The organism is Nitratireductor sp. L15S-10, assembly GCF_045011005.1.
Taxonomy (GTDB): domain Bacteria; phylum Pseudomonadota; class Alphaproteobacteria; order Rhizobiales; family Rhizobiaceae; genus Nitratireductor.
Window position 1 is genome coordinate 247956 of the sequence record NZ_CP120674.1, and the last position, 24063, is coordinate 272018.

27 protein-coding genes are annotated in these 24063 nt (G+C 60.3%); 23 read left to right on the forward strand and 4 right to left on the reverse strand.

Annotated features, from left to right (window positions below; translation table 11 throughout):
• The first annotated feature begins 111 nt into the window (after nucleotides 1-111).
• From P2W41_RS01180 to pheT, 6 genes are all read left to right on the forward strand, one after another.
• Nucleotides 112-747 (forward strand): isoprenylcysteine carboxylmethyltransferase family protein, encoded by a 636-nt coding sequence (locus tag P2W41_RS01180; RefSeq protein WP_292898323.1) that lies wholly within the window; start codon nucleotides 112-114, stop codon nucleotides 745-747.
• A gap of 203 nt (nucleotides 748-950) precedes the next feature.
• Nucleotides 951-1151 carry a 50S ribosomal protein L35 gene (gene rpmI / locus P2W41_RS01185; RefSeq protein ID WP_007009054.1) on the forward strand — a complete coding sequence of 67 codons (201 nt, stop codon included), beginning with the start codon at nucleotides 951-953 and terminating at the stop codon, nucleotides 1149-1151.
• Between the two features lie 38 nt (nucleotides 1152-1189).
• The gene (rplT, locus tag P2W41_RS01190) at nucleotides 1190-1591 is read left to right on the forward strand and encodes a 50S ribosomal protein L20 (RefSeq protein ID WP_025029706.1); all 402 of its coding nucleotides are present in this window, start codon (nucleotides 1190-1192) and stop codon (nucleotides 1589-1591) included.
• A gap of 86 nt (nucleotides 1592-1677) precedes the next feature.
• Complete coding sequence (locus tag P2W41_RS01195) at nucleotides 1678-2565, forward strand: serine/threonine protein phosphatase (protein WP_404934076.1); 888 nt, start codon at nucleotides 1678-1680, stop codon at nucleotides 2563-2565.
• Nucleotides 2562-3647 carry a phenylalanine--tRNA ligase subunit alpha gene (gene pheS, locus P2W41_RS01200; protein WP_292898321.1) on the forward strand — a complete coding sequence of 362 codons (1086 nt, stop codon included), beginning with the start codon at nucleotides 2562-2564 and terminating at the stop codon, nucleotides 3645-3647. The genes P2W41_RS01195 and pheS overlap by 4 nt, the downstream gene beginning before the upstream one ends.
• Nucleotides 3648-3659: 12 nt before the next feature.
• Entirely contained in the window at nucleotides 3660-6065 is a 2406-nt protein-coding gene (pheT, locus tag P2W41_RS01205) for a phenylalanine--tRNA ligase subunit beta (protein ID WP_404934077.1), read from the forward strand.
• A 149-nt stretch (nucleotides 6066-6214) separates the two neighbouring features.
• Here the strand turns inward: pheT and rhuM are convergent, their stop codons facing one another.
• Nucleotides 6215-6451: a RhuM family protein gene (rhuM, locus tag P2W41_RS01210; RefSeq protein WP_404934078.1), complete on the reverse strand. Its 237-nt coding sequence runs from the start codon at nucleotides 6449-6451 to the stop codon at nucleotides 6215-6217.
• A gap of 475 nt (nucleotides 6452-6926) precedes the next feature.
• On the opposite strand from rhuM, the gene P2W41_RS01215 reads away from it, so the two are divergent.
• On the forward strand, nucleotides 6927-7916 hold the full coding sequence (locus P2W41_RS01215; RefSeq protein ID WP_292898317.1) for a Gfo/Idh/MocA family protein: 990 nt from the start codon (nucleotides 6927-6929) through the stop codon (nucleotides 7914-7916).
• A gap of 14 nt (nucleotides 7917-7930) precedes the next feature.
• Here P2W41_RS01215 and P2W41_RS01220 read toward each other — a convergent pair whose 3' ends face one another.
• Nucleotides 7931-8575, reverse strand: a complete 645-nt coding sequence (locus P2W41_RS01220; protein WP_404934079.1) for a cell wall hydrolase — start codon at nucleotides 8573-8575, stop codon at nucleotides 7931-7933.
• A gap of 329 nt (nucleotides 8576-8904) precedes the next feature.
• Between P2W41_RS01220 and dnaK the strand changes: the two genes are divergently transcribed.
• The 16 genes from dnaK to P2W41_RS01300 all read left to right on the forward strand — a co-directional run bounded on the left by dnaK (nucleotide 8905) and on the right by P2W41_RS01300 (nucleotide 21414).
• Complete coding sequence (gene dnaK, locus P2W41_RS01225; protein WP_404934080.1) at nucleotides 8905-10818, forward strand: molecular chaperone DnaK; 1914 nt, start codon at nucleotides 8905-8907, stop codon at nucleotides 10816-10818.
• A gap of 125 nt (nucleotides 10819-10943) precedes the next feature.
• Nucleotides 10944-12050, forward strand: coding sequence for an acyltransferase (locus P2W41_RS01230; protein ID WP_292898314.1), 1107 nt, complete (start codon nucleotides 10944-10946; stop codon nucleotides 12048-12050).
• A 155-nt stretch (nucleotides 12051-12205) separates the two neighbouring features.
• Complete coding sequence (dnaJ, locus tag P2W41_RS01235; RefSeq protein ID WP_292898313.1) at nucleotides 12206-13330, forward strand: molecular chaperone DnaJ; 1125 nt, start codon at nucleotides 12206-12208, stop codon at nucleotides 13328-13330.
• A gap of 111 nt (nucleotides 13331-13441) precedes the next feature.
• The gene (pmtA, locus tag P2W41_RS01240) at nucleotides 13442-14059 is read left to right on the forward strand and encodes a phospholipid N-methyltransferase PmtA (protein ID WP_292898312.1); all 618 of its coding nucleotides are present in this window, start codon (nucleotides 13442-13444) and stop codon (nucleotides 14057-14059) included.
• 65 nt (nucleotides 14060-14124) lie between these two features.
• Nucleotides 14125-14715, forward strand: coding sequence for an NADPH-dependent FMN reductase (locus P2W41_RS01245; protein WP_292898311.1), 591 nt, complete (start codon nucleotides 14125-14127; stop codon nucleotides 14713-14715).
• A 16-nt stretch (nucleotides 14716-14731) separates the two neighbouring features.
• Nucleotides 14732-15415, forward strand: a complete 684-nt coding sequence (pyrF, locus tag P2W41_RS01250; protein ID WP_404934900.1) for an orotidine-5'-phosphate decarboxylase — start codon at nucleotides 14732-14734, stop codon at nucleotides 15413-15415.
• A 38-nt stretch (nucleotides 15416-15453) separates the two neighbouring features.
• Nucleotides 15454-15744, forward strand: a complete 291-nt coding sequence (locus tag P2W41_RS01255; protein WP_404934081.1) for a DUF1330 domain-containing protein — start codon at nucleotides 15454-15456, stop codon at nucleotides 15742-15744.
• Between the two features lie 157 nt (nucleotides 15745-15901).
• The gene (locus tag P2W41_RS01260) at nucleotides 15902-16303 is read left to right on the forward strand and encodes a GNAT family N-acetyltransferase (RefSeq protein WP_404934082.1); all 402 of its coding nucleotides are present in this window, start codon (nucleotides 15902-15904) and stop codon (nucleotides 16301-16303) included.
• A gap of 201 nt (nucleotides 16304-16504) precedes the next feature.
• Nucleotides 16505-17818, forward strand: a complete 1314-nt coding sequence (locus P2W41_RS01265; protein ID WP_404934083.1) for a polyhydroxyalkanoate depolymerase — start codon at nucleotides 16505-16507, stop codon at nucleotides 17816-17818.
• A 226-nt stretch (nucleotides 17819-18044) separates the two neighbouring features.
• Nucleotides 18045-18659 (forward strand): transglutaminase-like cysteine peptidase, encoded by a 615-nt coding sequence (locus P2W41_RS01270; RefSeq protein ID WP_404934084.1) that lies wholly within the window; start codon nucleotides 18045-18047, stop codon nucleotides 18657-18659.
• Between the two features lie 76 nt (nucleotides 18660-18735).
• Nucleotides 18736-19416: an ankyrin repeat domain-containing protein gene (locus P2W41_RS01275; protein ID WP_404934085.1), complete on the forward strand. Its 681-nt coding sequence runs from the start codon at nucleotides 18736-18738 to the stop codon at nucleotides 19414-19416.
• Nucleotides 19417-19539: 123 nt separating this feature from the next.
• A complete protein-coding gene (locus P2W41_RS01280; protein WP_292898304.1) occupies nucleotides 19540-19863 on the forward strand; it encodes a helix-turn-helix transcriptional regulator in 324 nt (107 codons plus the stop codon).
• The gene (locus P2W41_RS01285) at nucleotides 19860-20270 is read left to right on the forward strand and encodes an SRPBCC domain-containing protein (protein ID WP_292898303.1); all 411 of its coding nucleotides are present in this window, start codon (nucleotides 19860-19862) and stop codon (nucleotides 20268-20270) included. Before P2W41_RS01280 ends, P2W41_RS01285 begins: the two co-directional genes overlap by 4 nt.
• A gap of 53 nt (nucleotides 20271-20323) precedes the next feature.
• On the forward strand, nucleotides 20324-20728 hold the full coding sequence (locus P2W41_RS01290; protein WP_404934086.1) for a DUF1801 domain-containing protein: 405 nt from the start codon (nucleotides 20324-20326) through the stop codon (nucleotides 20726-20728).
• Nucleotides 20725-20949: a hypothetical protein gene (locus P2W41_RS01295; protein ID WP_404934087.1), complete on the forward strand. Its 225-nt coding sequence runs from the start codon at nucleotides 20725-20727 to the stop codon at nucleotides 20947-20949. Before P2W41_RS01290 ends, P2W41_RS01295 begins: the two co-directional genes overlap by 4 nt.
• A gap of 21 nt (nucleotides 20950-20970) precedes the next feature.
• Complete coding sequence (locus tag P2W41_RS01300) at nucleotides 20971-21414, forward strand: DUF1801 domain-containing protein (RefSeq protein WP_404934088.1); 444 nt, start codon at nucleotides 20971-20973, stop codon at nucleotides 21412-21414.
• Between the two features lie 287 nt (nucleotides 21415-21701).
• Here P2W41_RS01300 and P2W41_RS01305 read toward each other — a convergent pair whose 3' ends face one another.
• Together P2W41_RS01305 and P2W41_RS01310 are read right to left on the reverse strand one after the other, a co-directional pair.
• The gene (locus P2W41_RS01305; RefSeq protein ID WP_404934901.1) at nucleotides 21702-22325 is read right to left on the reverse strand and encodes a LysE family translocator; all 624 of its coding nucleotides are present in this window, start codon (nucleotides 22323-22325) and stop codon (nucleotides 21702-21704) included.
• A 181-nt stretch (nucleotides 22326-22506) separates the two neighbouring features.
• The gene (locus P2W41_RS01310) at nucleotides 22507-24042 is read right to left on the reverse strand and encodes a YifB family Mg chelatase-like AAA ATPase (protein ID WP_404934089.1); all 1536 of its coding nucleotides are present in this window, start codon (nucleotides 24040-24042) and stop codon (nucleotides 22507-22509) included.
• Between the last annotated feature and the right edge of the window lie 21 nt (nucleotides 24043-24063).

Sequence of the window (24063 nt, forward strand, 5' to 3'; positions counted from 1 at the left end):
TCGCTCCGGCTTTTTCTTTCGCAAATGCGCCGCATTCTTTTCCTAGGCGTCATTTCCTGTCAGTTTTGAAAAAGCCTGACGATGGGGTGCAACATCATCCGGGATGCGAGAATGTCGATTCATCAAATTGCGCTGGGGCAATTCCAGCGCCTGCGTATCGCGAGCTTCTGGCTCATCGCTGCATTGCTTTGCGGCTTTGTTCTCTTCTTCCACTCGGGCTGGGCGCACTATCAGCCTCTCGGCATCGATATCGAGGAAATCATCGAAATCGCGGGGCTCGGACTCATCGGCATCGCCATCGCGGGCAGACTCTGGTGCACGCTTTACATTGGCGGGCGCAAGGCAGCAGAGCTCGTGCAGGACGGCCCCTATTCCATGACGCGCAACCCGCTCTATCTCTTCTCCACCATTGGAGCCATGGGGGTCGGCGCCCAAACCGGAAGCATGGTGGTTGCGGCGATCTGCGGCGTTCTGGCGGCCTTTATTCTCAGCATCACCACGCGCCGGGAAGAGCACCACCTGCGCGAAACCTTCGGCGAGGCCTACGACGCCTATCTGGCGCGCGTACCCGCCTTCATTCCGAACCCGCGTCTCTTTCACGATCCCAAAACGCTGACCATTTTGCCCGAGCGCCTTTATGGCACGCTGCGGGACGGGCTGATCTTCTTCCTCTCGATGCCCGCGTTCGAACTGGTAGAGTACGCTCAGGATCACGCGCTCCTGCCGATCCTTTTCCGTCTTTACTAACGAGGCGCGGGCAACACACCATCAAATGAGGAGTTGCGCAAACGGACGGTCGCCGCTATAAGGCCGCGTTCCTGGACCGGCCGGCAGGGCATGCCGTGGCGGTCCTTAATGCTGAAATGCGCATGCGTGACACTGTGGGAAGCGGAAGCCGCTCGGCGCGCTTCACGCGACAGGTAGCGCAAGCGATAGAACGGAGAAGCAAAATGCCCAAGATGAAGACAAAGTCTTCTGTCAAGAAGCGGTTCAAGGTAACCGCCACCGGCAAGGTGAAAGTCGCAGCCGCTGGCAAGCGCCACGGCATGATCAAGCGTTCCAACAAGTTCATCCGCGACGCCCGCGGCACGATGGTTCTTTCCGATCCCGATACGAAGATCGTGAAGAAGTTCATGCCCTACGGCCTGTGATCGCAGGAACCCCGGAACAGATTTAAGGAGATCATGTCATGGCACGCGTAAAGAGGGGCGTTACCGCCCACGCCAAGCACAAGAAGGTCATGAAAGCCGCAAAGGGTTTCTACGGCCGTCGCAAGAACACCATTCGCATCGCCAAGCAGGCGGTCGAGAAGTCGCTGCAGTACGCCTACCGCGATCGCAAGGCCCGCAAGCGCAATTTCCGCGCCCTGTGGATCCAGCGCATCAACGCCGGCGCGCGCGAACACGGCCTGACCTATGGCCGCTTCATCGACGGCCTCAACAAGGCCGGCATCGAGATCGACCGCAAGGTGCTGGCCGACATGGCCGTGCATGAGCCGCAGGCCTTCGCCGCTCTGGTGAAGAAGTCCAAGGAAGCGCTCGTGTACCTCAAGGACACCACCCCGAATGCTTTTGAAAGCGCTGTCGCTTAAGGTCAGCGCTTCCCGAAGCAAACAGGTTTAATTCGGGAAACCCGCGCTGGCAGGGCTGGCGCGGGTTTTTCTTTGCGATGATGACCATGGATGACGAGACAGAGAACAAAAGGGACGTGCTTTCGCCGGAAGCGACGGCGGCGCTCCTGCGCCTGCTCATTACCGGTGAGCGTCGGCGCGTTTCGTCTACCGTGCTGGATGGGCATACCGTCTGGATCAAACGCTATGACGTGGAGCGTCAGCCGTTGGCCAAATGGCTTCACGGGGCAATGACCCCGCTGATGCCGGCCGCCTTTCTGCGAGCCTCGCCCAGCACGAACACCGCCACCGCCATCGAGCGCGAAGTGCGCAAGCTCGAGGCCTTCCGCAGGGCAGGGCTACCGACAGCGAAACTGCTTTTCCGCAACGACCGGGTTCTGGTCCTGTCGAATGTCGCCCCCATCGCCCAGAGTGAGCTCGATATGCTGGCACGTCATGGCGAACATGACGCCCATGACGGTCTTCTGGTACAGGCGGCGGAAGCGCTATGCAAAGCGCACGGACTTGGCCTCTGCCACGGTCGGCCACACCCGCGCGACATGTTCATCACCGGGGATGGCCACTGGGGCTTTGTGGATTTCGAGGAGGAACCCGAGGCCGCGATGCCGCTTGCGACAGCGCAGGCGCGCGATGTGTGGCTTGTCTTTCTTCAGATCTGCATGCAGGCGAAGCTGCCGGACACGCCGCAAAGGGCATTCGACGCATATTTCTCCGAACCGCCCCGGCTGGTGGCCGACGAGTTGCGGCGGATCATTCGGTTTTTTGCGCCGCTCATCCCCCTTCTTGGTGCAATCGAGCACTGGGGGCTTGGCAGCGACGGCAAGCGCGTGTTGAAAGCAACACGGTTCTTGAAATCGGCTCTCGGCAAAACGGTGGAGATCCCCACCGACAAGAGCCAGAAAGATATGAAAGCCAAAAGGGGCTACGAGGCATGAGCGAACTCGAGGAACTGGAAAAGACCATCGCCGGGCAGATCGAAGCTGCCGCCGACGAGCAGGAGATCGAGGCAGTGCGCGTGGCCACGCTCGGCAAGAAGGGCTCAGTCTCGCAGATGCTGAAAACGCTCGGCTCCATGTCCCCGGAAGAGCGGCAGGTGATGGGCCCGGCGATCAACGGACTGAAGGCGCGCATCACCGAAGCGCTGACTGAACGGCGTGATGCGCTACGCAACGCCGCCATCGACGCCAGGCTCGAGCGCGAGAAGGTGGATGTCACCCTGCCCGTGCGCCGCCCACCCGCCGAGCGCGGCCGCATTCACCCGATCAGCCAGGTGATCGACGAGATCACGGCGATCTTCGCGGATATGGGTTTTTCCATCGCCGAAGGACCGGACATCGAGACCGACTATTACAATTTCACGGCGCTGAATTTCCCCGAAGGCCATCCGGCGCGCGAGATGCACGACACATTCTTCTTCCCGCCGGATGAGAAGGGCGAGCGCAAGCTTCTGCGCACGCACACCTCGCCGGTGCAGATCCACACGATGGAGGCGCAGGAGCCGCCGATCCGCATCGTCATTCCGGGCAAGACCTACCGGCAGGACTCGGACGCAACCCATTCGCCCATGTTCCACCAGCTCGAAGGTCTGGTGATCGACAGGACGGCCAATGTTGCCAACATGAAGTGGGTGCTGCAGGAATTCTGCAAATCCTTCTTCGAGGTGCCGCATCTGAACATGCGCTTCCGCCCGTCCTTCTTCCCCTTCACCGAGCCGAGCCTGGAGGTGGACATCCAGTGCGACCGCTCGCAGCCGGGCGAAGTGCGCTTCGGCGAGGGCAATGACTGGATGGAGATCCTCGGCTGCGGCATGGTGCACCCCAATGTGCTGCGCGCCTGCAATCTCGATCCCGATGTGTATCAGGGCTTTGCCTGGGGCATGGGCATCGACCGCATCGCCACGCTGAAATACGGCATGCCGGACCTGCGCGACTATTTCGACGCCGATGTGCGCTGGATCGAGCATTACGGCTTCCGCCCGCTGGACCTGCCGACGCTGTTCGGCGGATTGAGCGCCTAAGGAGATAGACCAATGAAATTCACGCTCTCCTGGCTCAAGGAGCACCTTGAGACCGATGCCACGCTCGACGAGATCGTCGAAAAGCTCACCATGATCGGCCTCGAGGTCGAGGAGGTGGACGACAAGGCATCGCTGAAGCCCTTCGTGATTGCAAAGGTTCTGACCGCCGAGCAGCATCCCGATGCCGACCGGCTGCGCGTGCTTTCCGTCGACACGGGCGACGGCAAGCCGGTGCAGGTGGTGTGTGGTGCGCCCAATGCGCGCGCGGGTCTCGTCGGCGCGTTTGCAGCGCCCGGCACCTATGTGCCCGGCATCGACGTCACGCTCTCGGTCGGCAAGATACGCGGCGTGGAAAGCCACGGCATGATGTGCTCGGAACGCGAATTGCAGATGTCGGACGAGCATGACGGCATCATCGACCTGCCCGAAGACGCCCCCGTCGGCATCTCCTTCGCAAGCTGGGCGAAGCTCGACGATCCGGTGATTGAAATCGGCCTCACGCCGAACCGGCCCGATTGCACCGGCGTCCACGGCATCGCGCGTGATCTGGCAGCCGCTGGCCTCGGCACATTGAAGGATGCGCCCATCGCGCCGGTGGCCGGCAAGGGAGCATGCCCGGTCGATCTCACCATCGAAGCGCCGGAACTCTGTCCCGGTTTCGCGCTACGGCTCGTACGCGGCGTGAAGAACGGCCCCTCGCCAAAATGGATGCAGCAGCGGCTTACGGCCATCGGCCTGCGTCCCATCAATGCGCTGGTCGACATCACCAATTATGTGACCTTCGACCGCGGGCGCCCCCTCCACGTTTTCGACGCTGCCAAGGTGAAAGGCAATCTCACCGTGCGCCGCGCCAGAGAGGGCGAGACGCTGCTGGCGCTCGATGAGCGCGAATACACGCTGACGCCGGAAATGTGTGTCATCGCCGACGAAAACGGTGTTGAATCCATCGCCGGCATCATGGGCGGGGAGCATTCGGGCTGTGACGAGAACACCACGGATGTGCTGATCGAATCCGCCCTGTGGGACGCGATGAACATTGCCCGCACGGGCCGCGACCTCGGCATCATCACCGATGCGCGCTATCGCTTCGAGCGTGGCGTCGACCCGGAAATGATGGAGCCAGGCCTTGAGCTTGCTACCCAGCTCGTTCTCGACCTGTGCGGCGGTGAGGCCACCGAAAGCTGCGTTGTCGGCTATGAAGGCTATAAGCCACGCAGCATCACCTTCCCGGTGAGCGAGGTGAAGCGCCTGACCGGACTTGAGGTTTCGAGTGCGGAAAGCAGGGACATTCTCAACCGCCTCGGCTTCGCCTCCACCGGCGACGGCGATGTGCTGGAAGTGTCCGTACCATCCTGGCGTCCAGACATCGACGGCAAGGCCGATCTGGTGGAAGAGGTGATGCGCATTCACGGCGTCAATGAGATCGCGCCGCAGCCCCTGCCCTCTCACGGCGCGGTCAACGGGCAGATCCTCACCGTGCTTCAGAACCGCACGCGCCAGGCGCGCCGCGCGCTAGCCGTGCGCGGCATGCTGGAGGCTGTCACCTGGACCTTCATCGACGAGAATCAGGCAAAGCTTTTCGGCGGGGGTGATGCTTCGCTCAAACTCTCCAACCCGATAGCCGCCTCCATGTCGGACATGCGCCCCTCATTGCTGCCGGGCCTCATCGCAGCAGCCCAGCGCAATGCAGCGCGCGGCTATGGCGATGTGGCGCTGTTCGAGGTGTCGAGCACTTATGAGAACGACAGCTATGAAGGCCAGCGCCGCGTGGCGGGCGGCATTCGTCGCGGCACAGCGGTGATTGACGGTGCCGGGCGGCACTGGTCGGGCAACAGCGCGCCGGTCGGCGTGTTCGATGCCAAGGCCGATGCGCTGGCAGCCCTTGAGGCTGCGGGCGCACCCGCCGACAAACTGCAGGTGGTGGCCGGCGGTCCGGACTGGTATCACCCCGGCCGCTCCGGCACGATCCGTCTTGGGCCGAAGATCGTGCTTGCCACGTTCGGTGAGATGCACCCGCGCACGCTGGAGGCGCTGGATGCCGAAGGGCCGATCTGTGGTTTCGAAGTGTTCCTCGACGCGATTCCCGAGCCGAAGGCAAAGGCCACACGCACCAAGCCGCGTCTCGACCTTTCGCCCTTCCAGCTCGTGCGGCGCGACTTTGCGTTCGTTGTCGATAAGGCCGTGGAAGCTGCAACCATCGAGCGCGCGGCAGCCGCCGCCGACAAGAAACTCGTCACCGGTGTGCGCGTGTTCGACATTTTCGAAGGTGCCTCGCTTGGCGAAGACAAGAAGTCCGTCGCCATCGAAGTCTCGATCCAGCCGCGCGACAAGACGTTGACGGATGAGGAGCTCGAAGCCATCGCCGACCGCATCGTCGCCAATGTCGGCAAGCAGACGGGCGGCGCACTGCGGGGTTAAACGCGTTCAGCGGCGGCTTTTCGGCAGCTGTTTCGCTTCGCGGACGAGCGCAGCAATGTGCTCGTCCGCTTTTTTGTGGCGCTCGATCTTTTGCTGTTCGGAAAATTTCTCGAATTCCGCGCGCGCATGATCCTTTGCAGCATCCGCACTCACACCGCCGCCTGTGCGCAGGACGGCCGGCCAAGACCTTCGAGCTGTTGGTCGAGAAGCCGGGTTGCATCCTCCATGACCACAAGCCGGCCTAGATCCGCCTGATCCTCGAAGATATCCAGAAGGATCGTGGTCAGGCGGTTGAGCTCACGGATTTTAGCATCGGCAAGATAATTCTTTGAGACAGTTACGTCCCGCTTGCGGATCGTGTCGCCTGGCCAGCTTTGCAGCCCCATATTCTCGACCTGTACTTGTGTGCATTTTTTGCACAGAAGTCTCTTCGTCGAGTTCTCCTTCCTCCAAAATGTTTGCAATATGTTTGGTGATGACGCTTCGCTCACGCCCGAATAGTCGGGCGATCTGATCCTGCGTCATCCAGAGCGTTTCGCCCTCATAGCGAATGTCGAGCCGCAGGCCCTTTTCACCATCGTAGATCAGAAACCGGTCTCCGGTTTCTGCATCTTCCACGAGATGGACGGGTTCATCCGCTTTCATGCGCCTCTCCAAGGGTTTCCAGAACATTAGAAGAACAAAATGGCGCGCGAAACCTTGCCGGTTTTCAATCCCCGGCATAGAGCGGATCACCGTTTCATAGAAACGCTGCTCCGCTCAATCCTTCCCTCTCTTCCCGCATTAGTGCGGACGTCAGGTGATTCCACCTGACTGCAAAATGCTCTATGTGTTTGCCTGCGCAAAACAGGAGGAAAGTGCATGTTCCGTTGGGGCGTTCTTTCGACGGCAAGGATTGGCCGCGAACAGGTGATTCCGCAGATCCAGGATTCGGAAAACGGCGTTGTGACGGCGATCGCCAGCCGCGATGAATCGAAGGCGCAGGCAGTGGCGGACCGCTTCGGCATCCCCCACGTGTTTTCTTCCTACGACGCGCTTCTTGCCTCGCCCGAGGTCGACGGCGTCTATATTCCGTTGCCCACCTCCGATCACGTGGCCTTTGCGATCAAGGCCGCGGATGCCGGAAAGCACGTGCTTGTGGAAAAGCCTCTGGCACTCGATGCCAAGGAGATTGCCCGCGTCATCGAGGCACGCGACCGCAACAATGTGGTCGTATCGGAAGCCTTTATGGTGACGTATCACCCACAATGGCACAAGGTGCGCGATCTGATCGCCGAAGGCGCGATCGGGCGGTTGCGGCATGTGCAGGGCGTGTTCTGCTACCACAATGTCGATCCCGACAACATGCGCAACAAGCCCGAGCTTGGCGGTGGCGGTCTCCCCGACATCGGCGTCTACCCCACCGTGACCACGCGCTTCGCCACGGGGCTGGAGCCCGAGCGCGTGCAGGCCGTGGTCGAACGCGACCCGAAATTCGGCACCGACATCTACTCAAGCGTCAAGGCCGACTTCGGCACGTTCGAACTCAGCTTCTACGTGTCGACGCAGATGGCGCTTCGCCAAAGTATGGTGTTCCACGGCGACAAGGGGTTCATTGAGGTGAACGCGCCCTTCAACACACCCGACTATGGCGATACGCGGGTGACGCTCTTCAGCGCAGATCACAACAGCGCCAGCATCTTCCGCTTTCCACGTGCACGTCAGTATCGTTTGCAGGCGGAAGCCATTGTGCGGGCGGCAGAGGGCGGCGCGGAAGCAACTGTCTTCACGCTTGAAGACTCGATCAGGAACCAGAAGCTGATCGATGCGATCTTCCGTGCCGGCGCGCATGACGGCTGGGAGACCGTTTAGCGTTCAGCATCAGTTCAAACGGGCCCGCGGCGCTTTCTTGCAAAAAATATGTGCCGGCCTATGCGTCCGAGCTTGTGCAGACGCCGCGCCCATCCCGGACGCACATAGCTGGCATGGTAATGCGTAGCCGCGCTCAGGGCCTGCAAGCGACCATCGGCTGAGCTCGTTTCCCTGGCGCACTCATTGGCGCAACTCTGCATGGCCGCAGCAATCTCCCGGGCCCGCCGCCAAGGCTTCTCTTCCTTTGGAAGGAGCGCCACGCCGGTGCATGTGAAAGAGAACTGGCAGCGATAGGGCCTGTGTGCGTTCTGAAACACCACGCCACAAATAGTGCTGGGGTACGATGCGGAGCGAACACGGTTTACGATGACCATCGCAACCGCCTTCTGGCCGTCTACGGGCTCGCTGCGCGCCTCATGATAAACCGCCGCCGACAGACAGGTCATCTCGGCTTCCCTGATAAGGGAGGGCAACACTGGATTGAATGCGGAACGCCGGGGCGAAGCGATTTCCCCGCTGGCCAGCTTTGTTATCGTTTTGAAAGTGGCCGGGAAGACCGCATCGGGCTCCCAGGCAGGGATCGACTGAAGTAGTGATGAAACGTACAATCCCCCGAACAAAATACTTTCTGCAAACATTGACACTCCTGTGAATACCATCCTGGTATCACCACCCTCCCGGGCCCCTGTCGCAGATCAGTCACACAACCTATGCGTGAAAACAAATTGGCTTTGCTTCAAATCCGGATATGAAGGTTTACCTTTCGTCAGGGTGCCCACCGGCGGACACCTCGCGCCGGAACGGGACCAGCTCGATCAAAATCGAGGCAAATCCCGCCTTGCGTTGCAAAAATAGCGTTCTTATATACGCCCCGAAGCTGTTCGGCGCGTTTCGTCCAGGGATGCTGCCGCAGCAAATTCGTGTGAACAGGGGCTGTCATCTGGAACGCCGGAATGGGTCCTGACAGTCTGCTTAGCGGAGAGAAGACATGGCAAAAGTTATCGGTATCGACCTCGGAACAACCAATTCCTGCGTCGCCGTCATGGACGGCAAGGACGCCAAGGTTATTGAGAACGCGGAAGGTGCACGCACCACGCCATCCATCGTGGCCTTTACGGATTCGGATGAGCGTCTGGTTGGTCAGCCGGCGAAGCGCCAGGCGGTCACCAACCCGGAGAACACCCTTTTTGCAATCAAGCGCCTGATCGGCCGCCGCTTCTCCGACCCTACGGTCGAGAAGGACAAGAAGCTGGTCCCCTACAAGATCGTCAAGGCTGATAATGGCGATGCCTGGGTCGAGGCGCACGGCAAGACCTATTCGCCCTCACAGATCTCTGCGATGACGCTGCAGAAGATGAAGGAAACGGCTGAATCCTATCTCGGCGAAAAGGTCGAGAAGGCGGTTATCACCGTTCCCGCCTATTTCAACGACGCCCAGCGTCAGGCCACCAAGGACGCCGGCAAGATCGCCGGTCTTGAAGTGCTGCGCATCATCAACGAACCGACCGCGGCTGCACTCGCCTACGGCCTCGACAAGAAGGACGGCAAGACCATTGCCGTCTACGACCTTGGCGGCGGCACATTCGATATTTCGATCCTCGAGATCGGCGATGGCGTGTTCGAGGTGAAGTCCACCAATGGCGACACATTCCTGGGCGGTGAAGACTTCGACATGCGTCTTGTCGAGTATCTGGCTGCCGAGTTCAAGAAAGAGCAGGGCATCGATCTCCAGCAGGACAAACTGGCTCTTCAGCGCCTGAAAGAGGCTGCCGAGAAAGCCAAGATCGAGCTTTCGTCTTCTTCGCAGACCGAGATCAACCTCCCCTTCATTACCGCTGACCAGTCGGGTCCGAAGCACCTGACGATGAAGCTGACACGCGCCAAGTTCGAGAGCCTCGTCGAGGACCTCGTCAAGCGCACGGTCGAGCCCTGCAAGGCCGCCCTTAAAGATGCTGGTCTGAACGCCGGCGAGATCGACGAAGTGGTTCTGGTCGGTGGCATGACCCGCATGCCCAAGGTCCAGGAAACGGTGAAGAGCTTCTTCGGCAAGGAGCCGCACAAGGGCGTGAACCCGGACGAAGTGGTCGCCATGGGTGCTGCGATTCAGGCCGGTGTTCTGCAGGGTGACGTGAAAGACGTTCTGCTGCTTGATGTGACCCCGCTGTCGCTGGGCATCGAAACGCTGGGCGGTGTCTTCACCCGCCTGATCGACCGCAACACGACGATCCCGACCAAGAAGAGCCAGGTCTTCTCGACCGCCGAGGACAACCAGAATGCGGTGACCATCAACGTGTTCCAGGGCGAGCGCGAAATGGCTGCCGACAACAAGAGCCTTGGCCGTTTCGATCTGACCGGCCTTCCGCCCGCACCGCGCGGCGTGCCGCAGATCGAGGTCACGTTCGACATCGACGCCAACGGCATCGTGAACGTCTCGGCCAAGGACAAGGGCACCGGCAAGGAGCAGGCGATCCGCATCCAGGCCTCTGGCGGTCTCAGCGACGACGAAATCGAGAAGATGGTGAAGGACGCCGAGTCCAACGCCGAAGCCGACAAGAAGCGCCGTGAAGCCGTGGAAGCCAAGAACCAGGCGGAAGCCCTGATCCACTCGACCGAGAAGTCCCTCAGCGAATATGGCGACAAGGTCTCCGAAGAGGAGAAGAAGGCCATCGAGGACGCGCTGGCCGAACTGAAAACCGCTACCGAAGGCGACGATGCCGAGGACATCAAGGCGAAGACCAACGCACTCGCCGAGGCTTCCATGAAGCTTGGTCAGGCCATGTATGAGGCAAGCCAGGCAGAAGCGGCCGAATCCGATGCGGCTGCCGACGCAAAGGCTTCGGGCGATGATGTCGTGGATGCCGATTTCGAGGAAATCGACGAAGACGACAAGAAGTCTGCCTGAGCGAGGCGATAAACCGATCGAAAAAGCCCGGGATTCACCTCCCGGGCTTTTTCATATCTTCTTAAATCTCCCCCCAATAGACTTGCCGGCAAACTAAAATCCACGGATTGGTCATGGGGAGGCTGATGATCCGGTACCGGCTCTTCGAGATCTGGCGCTTCGTCGCTGCGCTGCTGATCATGCTATACCACTTCGGGCATTTCGCGCCCGGCGCTGGTCTTGCCGTCAAGAACGAGCTGGCCTCGCTCCGGCCGCTGCTCGACATGTTTTTTATCATATCGGGATTCCTGATCTTTGCGCGGTACGGGGAACAGGTCCGGGATGCGAAGAGTTATGGCGTCTATCTCTACAAGCGACTGATCCGCCTTTACCCGCTGCATCTGGCCACACTCTCCTATTTTGTCCTGATCGGGCTTCTCGTCGCTCTTGGTGTCTTGCGTACAGGCGGCGAGCCGCAGCTTTACGACTGGAGTGCATTGCCATCCAATCTCCTGCTCATCCAGGCCTGGGGTGTGGAAGACAGGCTGACCTTCAATTTTGTCTCCTGGTCGCTTTCCGCCGAGTGGTTTGCCTATCTTCTGCTGCCCGTGATCCTCTTCGCCTATCGCCGTTCAGGACTTGCCGGCCTGTTCCTCCTGCTCTTCGCCTGCTACGCGGTTCTGGAGTTGCTGGTGCACACCGGCGTCATGCCGTTCGAAAGCTGGGTCAAGGCGGATACATGGGGCGCTTACCGCACCTTTGCCGACTTCGTTCTGGGAGCGCTACTGGCTGTTCTGGCGCAGCGCTCCTCCATGACCGTTTCAGCGCGATGGCCTGCATGGATCGCGATCCTGCTGGCCTGCACGTCCATGGTGCTTCAACTCAACATTTACGTAACCCTGCTTCTGCTTGCGATTGCGGTTTTCCTTGCGGGGCTTGTCGAGCGCAATGATCCTGAACGGTATGGCTACCCGGTCTTCCTGCGCCCGGCAGCCGCTGTCTCATTCGGTATCTATCTCTGGCATCCGGTGACAGAGAGCATCTTCTTTTCCTACCTGTGGAGCCATCGGATCCAATCCCATTCGATTGCGCTTTTTTTCATGTACACCGCCTTTGTAATGCTGGTGACCGTGATCGTTGCCATGGCCTCTTTCCGCTTCTTTGAGAACAGGCTGTCCGGATACCTTCTGCGGGTCGCCGGCCTCACACGGCCCAGACCCGGCGCAGCCACGCCCGCGACCGAGACAAACTGAAAACCGGTTCCTGCAGCCGGATGGAACTGCCTACTCGCTCGCATGGCTGGCAATCTGCTGAAAACTATGGCATTCGCTGTCGCGAATACCTAAATAACGAACACTGATCGGGGGAACAGTGTTCGCTCCAGATAGACTATGCGGGACTCTCATTCATGAAGGCAGATTTTTACGAGACGCTCAGCGTGTCGAGAAACGCCGACGAGAAGGAACTTAAGAGCGCTTTTCGCAAGCTCGCCATGCGGTATCACCCTGACCGCAATCCGGGCGACGAAGAGGCCGAGCAGAAGTTCAAGGAAGTCAACGAAGCCTACGAGACGCTGCGCGATCCTCAGAAACGTGCAGCCTACGACCAGTTCGGCCACGCCGCGTTTGAGAATGGCGGCATGGGCGCGCGCGGCGGCTTTGGCGGTGGCGGTGGATTCGCCGATATTTTCGAGGACATTTTCGGCGACATGATGGGCGGCGGCGGACGCCGCCGCGGTGGTCGCCAACATGGCGCGGATTTGCGCTTCAATATGGAAATAACCCTCGAGGAAGCCTTTACCGGCAAGACCGGACAGATTCGGGTTCCGACGGCGGTCGCCTGCGACGACTGTGCCGGCACCGGGGCCAAGCCGGGCACCTCGCCGACGCAGTGTCAGATGTGCCATGGTTCCGGACGGGTGCGCGCCGCACAGGGCTTCTTTTCGATCGAGCGAACCTGCCCGACATGTCAGGGGCGCGGAGAGACCATCTCCGATCCCTGCCCCAAATGTTCCGGGCAGGGGCGCGTCGCCGAAGAGCGGTCGCTTTCCGTCAACATACCCGCGGGCATCGAGGATGGCACGCGCATCCGCCTCGCGGGTGAAGGCGAAGCAGGCTTGCGAGGTGGCCCCGCGGGCGACCTCTACATTTTTCTTTCCGTCAAACCGCATGAGTTCTTCCAGCGCGACGGTGCAGACCTCTACTGCAAGGTGCCAATCTCAATGACCACGGCTGCGCTTGGCGGCGCGTTCGAGGTCACCACGCTCGATGGGACACAGACCCGCGTGAAAGTGCCTGAAGGCACGCAGAATGGGCGGCAGTTCCGCCTCGGCGGAAAGGGCATGCCTATTCTCCGCCAGCCCAAGGTTGGCGATCTTTACATTCAGGTGGCCGTAGAAACGCCGCAAAACCTGACCAGGAAGCAGCGGGAACTTCTGGAGGAGTTCGAGAACATATCTTCCAAAGAAAACAGCCCTCAATCGGCCGGTTTCTTTTCACGGATGAAAGACTTCTTCGAATCCTTCGGTGAGTAGCCAAAGCGTGCTAAGAGGAACCACCGGGTCGGTTGCCCGGTTACTCCTTTGCGGTCACGCATACGCGGAGGCTGCACGGAGTTCGGGAACATAAAGGAGGACGCCGGAAAGATGAGCAAGGGCTTGGATATGCGCAAGGCCATCGCGGATCGCTTTGGAGAAGAGCTGCGTTTTTTTCGCGGCTGGATCGAGCAGCCCAAGGCCGTCGGCTCCATCATTCCAACGAGTGGCGTGACAGCGCGACGTATGGCGTCTGTCATCAACACCGGTTCCGGTCTCCCGGTTCTCGAAGTGGGGCCCGGCACAGGCGTCATCACCAAGGCCATCCTGGCACATGGGGTAAAACCCGACCAACTCTACGCGGTCGAATACTCACCGGATTTCGTCAAGCACCTGCGCGAAGCCTACCCTGGAGTGCACGTCATCCAGGGCGATGCTTTCAACCTCGAACAGACGTTGACGCAGGCTCTGGGCGACGAGGCCCCGCGGGTCTTTGATAGTGTCATCTCCGGCGTGCCGCTGCTCAACTTCCCTGTTGAAGCGCGCATCGCCTATCTCGATTCCCTTTTGGATCGCATTCCCGAAGGGCGTCCCGTGATCCAGCTTACCTACGGACCGAAATCGCCGATCCCACCCGGACAGGGCAACTATACGGTCGAGCATTTTGATTTCGTGCTGCGGAACATTCCACCGACACAGCTCTGGGTATACCGTCGCGGCAGGCATTAAAGTCAGCACCTATCAATCCTCGATCACATTGGCTATACGGCTCTCTCAAAAGGGAGCTGTGACCAATGACCCCAAAGATTCTGGTGTTCGCGGGCTCAATCCGTACCGGCGCCTTTAGCGGCAAAACTGCCGACGCCGCCATGAAGGAACTGGCGCAGCAGGGCGCCGAGGTGACACGCATCTCGCTGGCGGATTATCCGCTGCCCATCATGGACCAGGACCTGGAGAAGGAAAAAGGCATTCCTGACAATGCCTACCGGCTCGGCCGGCTGATCGCCGCCCATGATGGCGTCCTGATTGCCAGCCCCGAATACAACGCCTCCATCCCCCCTCTGCTCAAGAATACAGTCGACTGGATAAGCCGAATCTCGAAGGACGGTGGCAAACCGCTGCGCCCCTGGACTGGAAAACCGGTTGGCCTTTGCTCTTCTTCGGATGGAAACTTCGCCGGCATTCGCGGGCTCTATCACCTGCGCGCGGTGCTGATGAACTGCAAGGCTGACATCATCACCCAGCAGTGCTCGGTCGCCCGTGCGCAGGATGCCTTCGACGAGAATGGCAACTTCAGGGATGACCGAACGCGCGGAATGATGGAAGCCGTGTGCAGCAACCTGATCGAACGCGCGAAATTGACATCGACAAGAGTGGGAGCCTGACACTATGAGCGACGCAATGCGGGACCGCCTGATCGTAGGCCTGGACGTGCCGACCCTGACCGAAGCCGACAAGGTGGTCGCCGCGCTTGGCGATACCGTGTCGTTCTACAAGATCGGCCATCAGCTCGCATTCGCCGGCGGGTTGAGCTTTGCACGGGAACTGGCAGGCTCTGGCAAGAAAATCTTCCTCGACATGAAACTGCTCGATATCGACAACACGGTCGCCAAGGGCGTCGAGAACATCGCACGAATGGGCATGACGATGCTGACGATCCATGCCTATCCGAAGGCCATGCGCGCGGCGGTAAAGGCGGCTGATGGATCAGGGCTTACCCTGCTCGGCGTGACGGTGCTGACATCCATGGACGATGCAGATCTAAGCGAAGCCGGCTATGCGCTGACGGCACGTGATCTGGTGAAGAAGCGTGTGGAGCAGGCGCGCGAGGCGGGAATGGGCGGTATTGTCTGTGCACCGACCGAAGTCAGCGAAATGCGTGATGTGGCCGGCCCCGGTATGGCACTGGTCACGCCCGGCATCCGCCCCGCCGGCAGCGACCATGGCGACCAGAAGCGCGTAATGACTCCAGCCGACGCAATCCGTGCGGGAAGCTCACACCTGGTGGTGGCCCGCCCGATCGTGGCAGCGCAGGATCCCAAGGCAGCAGCCGAGAGCATTCTCGACGAGATGGCCTCGGCCTGACAGAGTGGGACCAAAGCTGATCAACGGAGGAGAAACCCATGCCCAAGGGATACTGGATCGCTCATGTGGATGTGCGCGACCCCGAGCGCTACAAGGATTACGTCGCCACAGCCAGGCCTGCCTTCGAGAAATTCGGGGCGCGCTTCCTCGCGCGCGGTGGCGCGTGGGAAGGGCTGGAGGGCACCGGGCGCGGGCGCAATGTGGTGATCGAATTTCCTTCTCTGCAGGCCGCACATGATTGCTACAATTCGCCTGAATATCAGGCCGCTAAGGCAATCCGCACTTCTGTGGCTGATGCGGACATGATCCTCGTCGAAGGCGCGGAATAGGCTGCGCGGAGGAGACAGAACCACGCCCGATCTTCCCGCCAAATATGCAATTCGGCCCTATCGCAGTGCCGATGCCGCACTTCTTCCAGAGGTGGAAGCGCGTGCGGCTCGGCTCTTTGCGGCGTATGGATATGCCAGCCTGGCGTCCACCCCGGCCATGGCGAAGGACGCCTTTGACACAATCGCCCTGCAGAACGGCACCCTTGTCGCGGCACATGAGACCGATGGCGCCGTAGGGTTCGCTATTTTCGGTCAGATCGGGTCTTTTCTTCATCTGAACGAGCTTTCCGTGGCACCGGAGCACGGACGGCGGGGGCTTGGAGGTGCGTTGCTTGAGGCAGTGATTGCCGAAAGCGTTTCTCGTGAGCTGGATGGCGTATCGCTCAGTACCTTTCGAGTTGTGCCTTTCAACGCCCCTTTCTATGCGCACCACGGCTTTGTGGAACAGTCTCTCGATACCGCGCCCGAGGGACTGAAAGAGCGATTCTTCACTGAAATTCCTGCGGGAGTTGCGGCAGACGATCGCCTTTTGATGCTGCGCCGCAACAGGGACGCATGACGCAGTGACAAAATTAGTATTTTGATTTCAACCAACTAGCGCATTCTGGCTCCGGCACTTTAGCCGGAAATCGCCCTTCTATTGCAACGCAGCAAAAGTCGTTTACTCTAACCGGAAAGCAAATGATCAAGGCCACGCCATTTTTTATCCATTTCACGCGGCGATCCGGCCATAGCGAAGGTCCTGTCAGGAAACCTAGCGATGTATTATCAGCTCTATGAATTCAACCACGCCGCGCTTCAACCGGCGCGGGCCTATGCCGATGCGGTTCGGCTCTTTTACAGCAATCCTTTGAACCCGGTGGCCAAGACCTATTTTGGACGAACCGTCGCTGCCGCAGCAGAAGTATTCGAGCGCAGCACACGCCGCTACACGAAGCCCGAGTTCGGCCTCAAGGAAACGAACGTCAACGGCGTGAGAGTGGATGTGCGCGAACAGACCGTGTGGTCGCAGCCTTTCTGCGATGTCATAAGGTTCAAGCGTGATCTACCCAGGGGAGCGCATCCAGGCCCGAAGATCCTGATGGTGGCGCCAATGTCGGGCCACTATGCCACGCTGCTCCGCGGCACAGTGGAAACGATGCTGCCCTACGCGGATGTCTACATCACGGACTGGGCGGACGCGCGCATGGTGCCGGTTTCCGATGGGCCGTTCGATCTCGATGACTACATCGATTACCTGATCGACATTTTCGACCATCTGGGCCCAGACACGCATGTGATGGCGGTTTGTCAGCCTTCTGTTCCCGTGCTCGCAGCCATCGCTTTGATGGAAGCACGCGGCGAGAAGAATGTGCCCGCCAGCATGACACTGATGGGGGGGCCGATCGACACACGCAAGAACCCGACGGCGGTCAATGAACTGGCCGAGCAGAAGGACATCTCCTGGTTCCGCGACAACGTGATCATGCCGGTGCCGTGGCCCAATCCCGGCTTCATGCGACACGTCTATCCGGGTTTTCTGCAGCTTTCCGGCTTCATGAGCATGAACCTTGATCGCCACATCACGGCGCATAAGGACTTTTTCATGCACCTGGTGAAAAACGACGGTGATTCCGCCGAGAAGCATCGCGACTTCTATGACGAGTATCTTGCGGTGATGGACCTGACCGCCGAGTTTTACCTGCAGACGGTGGAAACCGTTTTCATTCGCCACGACCTGCCACGCGGGCAGATGCGGCATCGCGGCGAATTGGTGGACCCCGGCGCAATCCGCCGCGTGGCGCTCCTGACCGTGGAAGGTGAGAACGACGATATCTCCGGTGTCGGGCAGACGAAGGCTGCGCATGATCTATGCATCAACCTCTCCGAAGACATGCGCTATCACTACATGCAGCCGGCGGTTGGCCATTATGGCGTTTTCAACGGTTCGCGCTTCCGCTCCGAGATCGCGCCACGCATTCTTGATTTCATGCGCAGCCATCCTGCCGGCGGACTGAAAACCACGGCAAAAACACCCTCCGGCGTTTCCCGGAAAAAGGTTCAGAAACGACAAATTCGGGCTAAACAGCCCTGAAATTCCGGAAAACGGGGCGGTTTCGGAAATTTCCTGCCATCTCGAAGAACCCTCCGCAGCAGCAACCCCAACCTACCGTGTATTTCGGCAACAGCCCGGTTGAAACCGACCCTGCCATCCGCCGCCGGTAACCATAGCTGGTAAGATTGCCCGTGCAGCAATTGACATTGCCCCCTCACGTTTCTTAACGTTTCATTAACGATAGAAACAAGCGGGGAGCGGCATGATGGCTGCTTTGCGGGGGGTAATCCGCAACGGGTTTTTTGCGGGCCTGATTCTGGCGGGCGCCATGACGGCACCGGCTGGAGCAATGAACGCAATGGAAACCGGTGGCTTCACGTCCCAGCCGATCGGACACTACGAATTCTGCAAGGCCAATCCTGTTGAATGCTCCATCCGTTTGCGGGATCGGGGACCGGAGCACATGACGAAGACGCTCTGGAAAACCATCAGCGATATCAACGCGGCGGTGAACCGCGCCGTTCAGCCGATGAACGATATCGACATTTATGGCGCGGAAGAGGTCTGGACCTATCCCTCGACCGGGGTCGGTGACTGCGAGGATTATGTGCTCGAAAAGCGCCGTGAACTGAAGCGCGCGGGGTTATCGCTCACGAACCTGTTGATCACCGTTGTCCGCAAGCCCAATGGCGAGGGCCATGCTGTCCTTACCGTCCGAACGGACCGGGGTGACTTCGTGCTGGACAATTTGAGTGACAGCGTGAAGTTGTGGAATGCTACCAGTTATCGCTACCTGAAACGGCAAGCCAGCAATCACACGGGCCGCTGGGTAAGCCTGCGCGAGGGCAACAACCCGGTTGTCGGCGCGGTCAGCGAATAAGCGGAGCAGCGCTGCTCCAATCTTTGTCACAGTTGATCTTTTATATTCTCCAGACTTTCGCGAAAGGGAACTCTGGATGTATGGATTGTTGCCTTTGTCCGGCGGTCGGGCTTTGTGCGTTGTGGTGGCGCTTCTGATCGCAGCCGCCCCTCACAGCGGCGCTTTCGCGCAAACGTCTCTCATCACCGCGGCCGAAAGCGGCGACCTCCCGGCGCTGCAACGCGCGCTGCAAGCCGGGGCGGCGCTGGAAGAGCGCGACGCGCAGCAAAGGACTGCGCTGATGGCAGCCGTCCAGGCGAACCAGACAAAAGCGGCACGCCTGCTCATAGAAGCAGGGGCAGACGTCAACGCCCGCGACAGTATCGAGGACAGTCCTTATCTTCTGGCGGGCGCACGGGGCTATCTGGAGATTCTTCGCCTTACTCTCGAAAACGGAGCCAATCTGGAAAGCACCAACCGGTTCGGTGGCACTGCACTGATCCCCGCTGCCGAGCGTGGCCATGTAGAGACCGGGCGAACGCTGATCGCGGCGGGTGTGGATCTGGATCATGTAAACAGACTTGGCTGGACGGCGTTGCTCGAAGCCGTGATCCTCGGCGACGGGGGGCCAGATCATGTGGCCATCGTCGGACTGCTGGTTGACGCCGGGGCCAGCACCGACATCGCCGACCGCGCGGGCGTAACCGCGCTGCAGCACGCAAAACGCAGCCGCTATACAGAGATCGTCGAGATACTTGAGGCCGCCGGCGCGCGTTAGACCCGCACACACAAGCATCCGGGCAAAGCGCAAGATGGCCGATATGCCCGCCTCTTCCAGTCTTGACAACTCATAACTGGATGGTTATTGATCAAATTCATAGCCATTCAGTTATGAATTGAAATGCAACAAACTCGCGATATCCTCTTTCGCACACTGGCTGACCCGACGCGCCGCGCGATTTTCGAGCGTCTCTGCCGCGATGGCGACCTGACGGTCGGAGTGCTGACGGCCGGCGCCGGTGTGTCGCAGCCAGCGGTTTCCAAGCACCTTGGCGTGCTGAAGCGCGCCGGGCTGGTGCAAGACAGGCAGGAAGGCCGACAGACCCGCTACAGTGCGCGCATCGAAGCGCTGGCCCCGCTCGTGGACTGGACCAAGGAGATGAGCGGTTTCTGGCAGAGCCGGTTCGACGATCTGGAAGATCTGCTCAACAGGATGGATCAATGACAAGTGCCGCAACCCAGACGCGCTCCGTGGTGGTTGAGCGTGAGATTCCGCACCCCCCGGAAAAGATCTGGCGCGCGCTCACGCAGCCGCATTTGATCGCGGAATGGCTGATGAAGAACGACTTCGAAGCGCGTGAGGGTCATCGGTTCAGCCTGACCGCCGACTGGGGCGGAGTGGACTGCGTGGTAAAGACGGTGGAGCCGCACAGGGCGCTTTCCTACGCCTGGGACACAAAGGACCTGCGCAGCACCGTCAGCTGGACTCTCACTCGCACAAAGAATGGGACGCTCCTGCGCATGGAGCAGGAAGGGTTTCAGCCGAACCAGAAGCCCTATTATCAGGGCGCAAGCGTCGGATGGCCGCGCTTCATCTCGGCGCTCGAACGGGTGGTCGAGAGGCTCGACTGAGGCGGCTGCGCAAAGCCGAACGAATGCAAACCCGGAATGCACGAGGACGATACATGACCACAACCGATACCGGAAAATCACCGCCCGAGCTGATCGACGCCAGGATCGCGGAACTGGGCGACTGGCGGGGCGCGATGCTTTCAAGGCTTCGCGGCATCATCAAACAGGCGCTTCCCGACGTGATCGAGGAGTGGAAATGGCGCGGCGTGCCCGTCTGGTACCACGACGGAATGCTCTGCACCGGCGAGACCTACAAGAAGGCTGTGAAAATGACCTTTGCCAAGGGTGCTTCGCTTGAAGACCCTTCCGGTCTTTTCAACGCCAGTCTTGAGGGCAACACACGGCGCGCCATCGATTTCCATGAAGGTGAGGCCATCGACGAGGACGCGCTGAAAGCGCTCCTTCGCGCCGCCGCCCGACTGAACGCATCGACACAGAAACAGGAGCGTACCGGATGAAGTGGAACCTCTGGCTTCGACAGGCGCATCGCTGGATTTCGATCGCCTTCACGGTTGGCGTGATCATCAACACCATCGCGGCAATGCGCGGCCAGGAACCCCCCGTCTGGGTTTACTTTCTGGCGGGTGGCCCGCTCATCCTGCTGCTGATCACCGGACTTTATCTTTTTGCGCTTCCCTATGTGACGCGCCACCGCGCGCATGGGGAAGCCGACGCATAGACAATATCAGGAGGCATGCAAATGCCTGCGAAGCCTTCCGGGAAAGTACAGGGCAAGGCGGAATCGCCACGCCTCCTCTCCGGCGGAAACCCGCAGATACCCAAGGGCGATGGGGATGCACCCGTTCAGGCCTACATCGCGGCGATGCCAGGCTGGAAGCGTGAGGCCGGTTGCGTGATCGACCGGTTGATCGTGCGCGAGCTTCCAGAGGTTCGCAAGGCGGTGAAGTGGAACTCACCGCTCTACGGGATCGAGGGCCAGGGCTGGTTTCTCGGGCTGCACTGCTACACGCGCTATATCAAAATGGCATTCTTTCACGGCGCCGCGCTTGAACCGCTGCCCCCCGTGGCATCCAAAGACGCCAACACGCGCTATTTTCACCTTCATGAGGATGAAGTGCTCGACGAGAAACAGTTCGTCTCATGGGTGCGGCAGGCTTCCGCCCTGCCCGGCTGGGTTCCCTAGATCGCCGTGCGTACACCCGGACGCACAAAGGACGATCTAAACCCCTGCTGGAGCATCGGAACAACCCGATAACCGGATTCCACTTTTCAGGCCGATGCTTAAGATCGCCGTGCGTCCATCCAGACGCACAAAGGACGATCTAAACTATTGATGGAGCATCGAAATAAACCGAAAACCGGTTTCCACTTTTCGGGTCGATGCTCTGGAACAGTTCACCGTTTCATGATCCAACCCTGACGCCCTGGCGCGGTGCATTAATTAGCCAGCTTTATTCCTCGTCAGAGCCATCATCTTTCCTGCAGGGCAAGACGTGCCCCGAGAGCCAGATAGATGGTGCCGACGACGCGCCCCTGCCAGCGTGCGACCGCAGGGTTGCGCCGCAGCCACGCACCGACCGAGCCGGCGCCGATCGCAATCAGCGAGGTGAAGGCCGCGCTCATCACGACAAAGACAAATCCCAGCGTCGCGAGCTGGAGGACGGCCGAGCCTCCCGGCTGAACGAACTGCGGCAGAAAGGCAAGGAAGAACAAAGCCGTCTTCGGGTTGAGCACCTCGGCAAGCAGTGCCTGCCGAAAGGCCCGTGGCGCCGTCAGCGGCCGCACGACGGGCAGATTAAACCGATCCGTCTTCTCCAGAAAAGCACTGATGCCAAGGTAGATCAGATACGCGACACCGACATATTTGACGATGGTGAAGGCCAGCGCCGAGGTCATGAGGATCGCGGACAGGCCGACTGTCGCCATGATCGTGTGAACGAGATCGCCCGCCGCGATGCCGAGCCCTGTAGCAATGCCGATCCGCCGACCGCCGCTGGCGGCACGGGCAAGTGTCATCAGCACTGCAGGACCGGGGATCAGAAACAGTCCCAGGACAACGAGTACGTAGGTCAACAGGGTTCCGGTCTCGACCATTTCATCCTCTCCGTGGAGCGCCATGCACCCTTTCGGGCACTTGAAGGACGTTCAATTTCTGCACTCTTTCCCATCCATGCGGACGCCAGATGATCCCATCTGACCGCAAGATGCTCCAGCCACCGGCGCAACTATGCGGTGCTTTTCAGGCTTCAGCAACCTCGAACCCCGCGCGACAGATTCAGGCAATCTCCGCCCTTGCCTGCCCGGCCATGCGATAGGAAATCGCTTCGGCGATATGGGGTCTCGCAACAGCATCGGCACCGTCGAGATCCGCCAGCGTGCGCGCAACCTTGAGCACGCGATGATAGGCGCGGGCAGAGAAGCCAAGTTTCTCGCTCGCCTGACGGATCAGGGCCGTGCAATCGGCATCGAGAGAAACGACGTCTTCGATGAGTGCCGCGGAACAGGATGCATTCGTGGTCCACGCCGGCAGGCCATGCGCCGTATAGCGTGCCTGCTGCTTTTGCCGGGCAAAGGCGACACGATCGGCCACCGTGGCGCTCGTTTCGGCCCGCCCGCCCCCGCCGATGAGATCCCCGGCAGAAACCGCCGGAACATCGATGCGAAGATCGATGCGGTCGAGCAGCGGACCTGAAATGCGCGCCTGATAATCTGCCACGCAGCGCGGCCCGCGCCGGCAACGATGGCCGGGCTCCCCCGCCATGCCGCAGCGACACGGGTTCATGGCAGCGACAAGCTGGATGCGCGCCGGGTAGCTGACCCGGTGATTGGCACGGGCGATCACGCATTCGGCCGTCTCCAGAGGCTGACGCAGGGAATCAAGTACCTGCGGTGAAAACTCCGGCAATTCATCGAGAAACAGGACGCCGTGATGAGACAGCGAAGCTTCCCCCGGCCGCGCCTTCAGCCCGCCGCCCACGATCGCAGCCATCGAGGCTGAATGATGGGGTGCGCGGAAGGGACGCCGGTCGGACAGTTTTCCATCCGCCAGTTCCCCGGCGATGGAGGCGATCATCGAAACCTCCAGAAGCTCGCGCGGCGAGAGCGGAGGCAGAATGGAAGGCAAGCGCTGCGCCAGCATGGACTTGCCTGCCCCGGGAGGCCCGATCATCAGGAGATTGTGCCCGCCAGCGGCCGCCACCTCGAGCGTCCGCTTGGCCGCTTCCTGCCCACGGATATCGGCAAGGTCAGGCATCGAGACCGGCGCGGGATAGAGTGCCGGTTCAGGCCGGCTCATGACCTGGGTGCCACGGAAGTGATTTGCAAGCGCAATCAGGCTGCGCGGCGCGAGAATGTCGATGTCCGCGCCCGCCCAGGCAGCCTCGGCCCCACAGGCATGAGGACAGATCAATCCGCGCTCCATGGCGTTTGCGCCAATGGCCGCCGGCAAAACACCATTGACCGCAGCAATTGTGCCGTCGAGCGACAACTCACCGAGGACGACATAACCCGACAGTGCGTCCGACGGGACAGCGCCAAGCGCCGCCATCAAACCGAGAGCGATGGGGAGATCATAATGACTTCCTTCCTTCGGCAAGTCGGCGGGCGCGAGATTGATCGTCACCTTCCTGGGAGGCATCGACAAGCCGGATGCATGAAGTGCTGCCTGCACCCGCTCCCGGCTTTCCGCCACCGCCTTGTCGGCAAGCCCGACAATCTGCATCCCCATCTTGCCGGGCGCGATCATGACCTGCACGTCGACAGGAACGGCCTCCACCCCCTGAAAGGCCACCGTGCAGACATGCGAAACCATGCGTTTCCCCCAAGTCCCCGG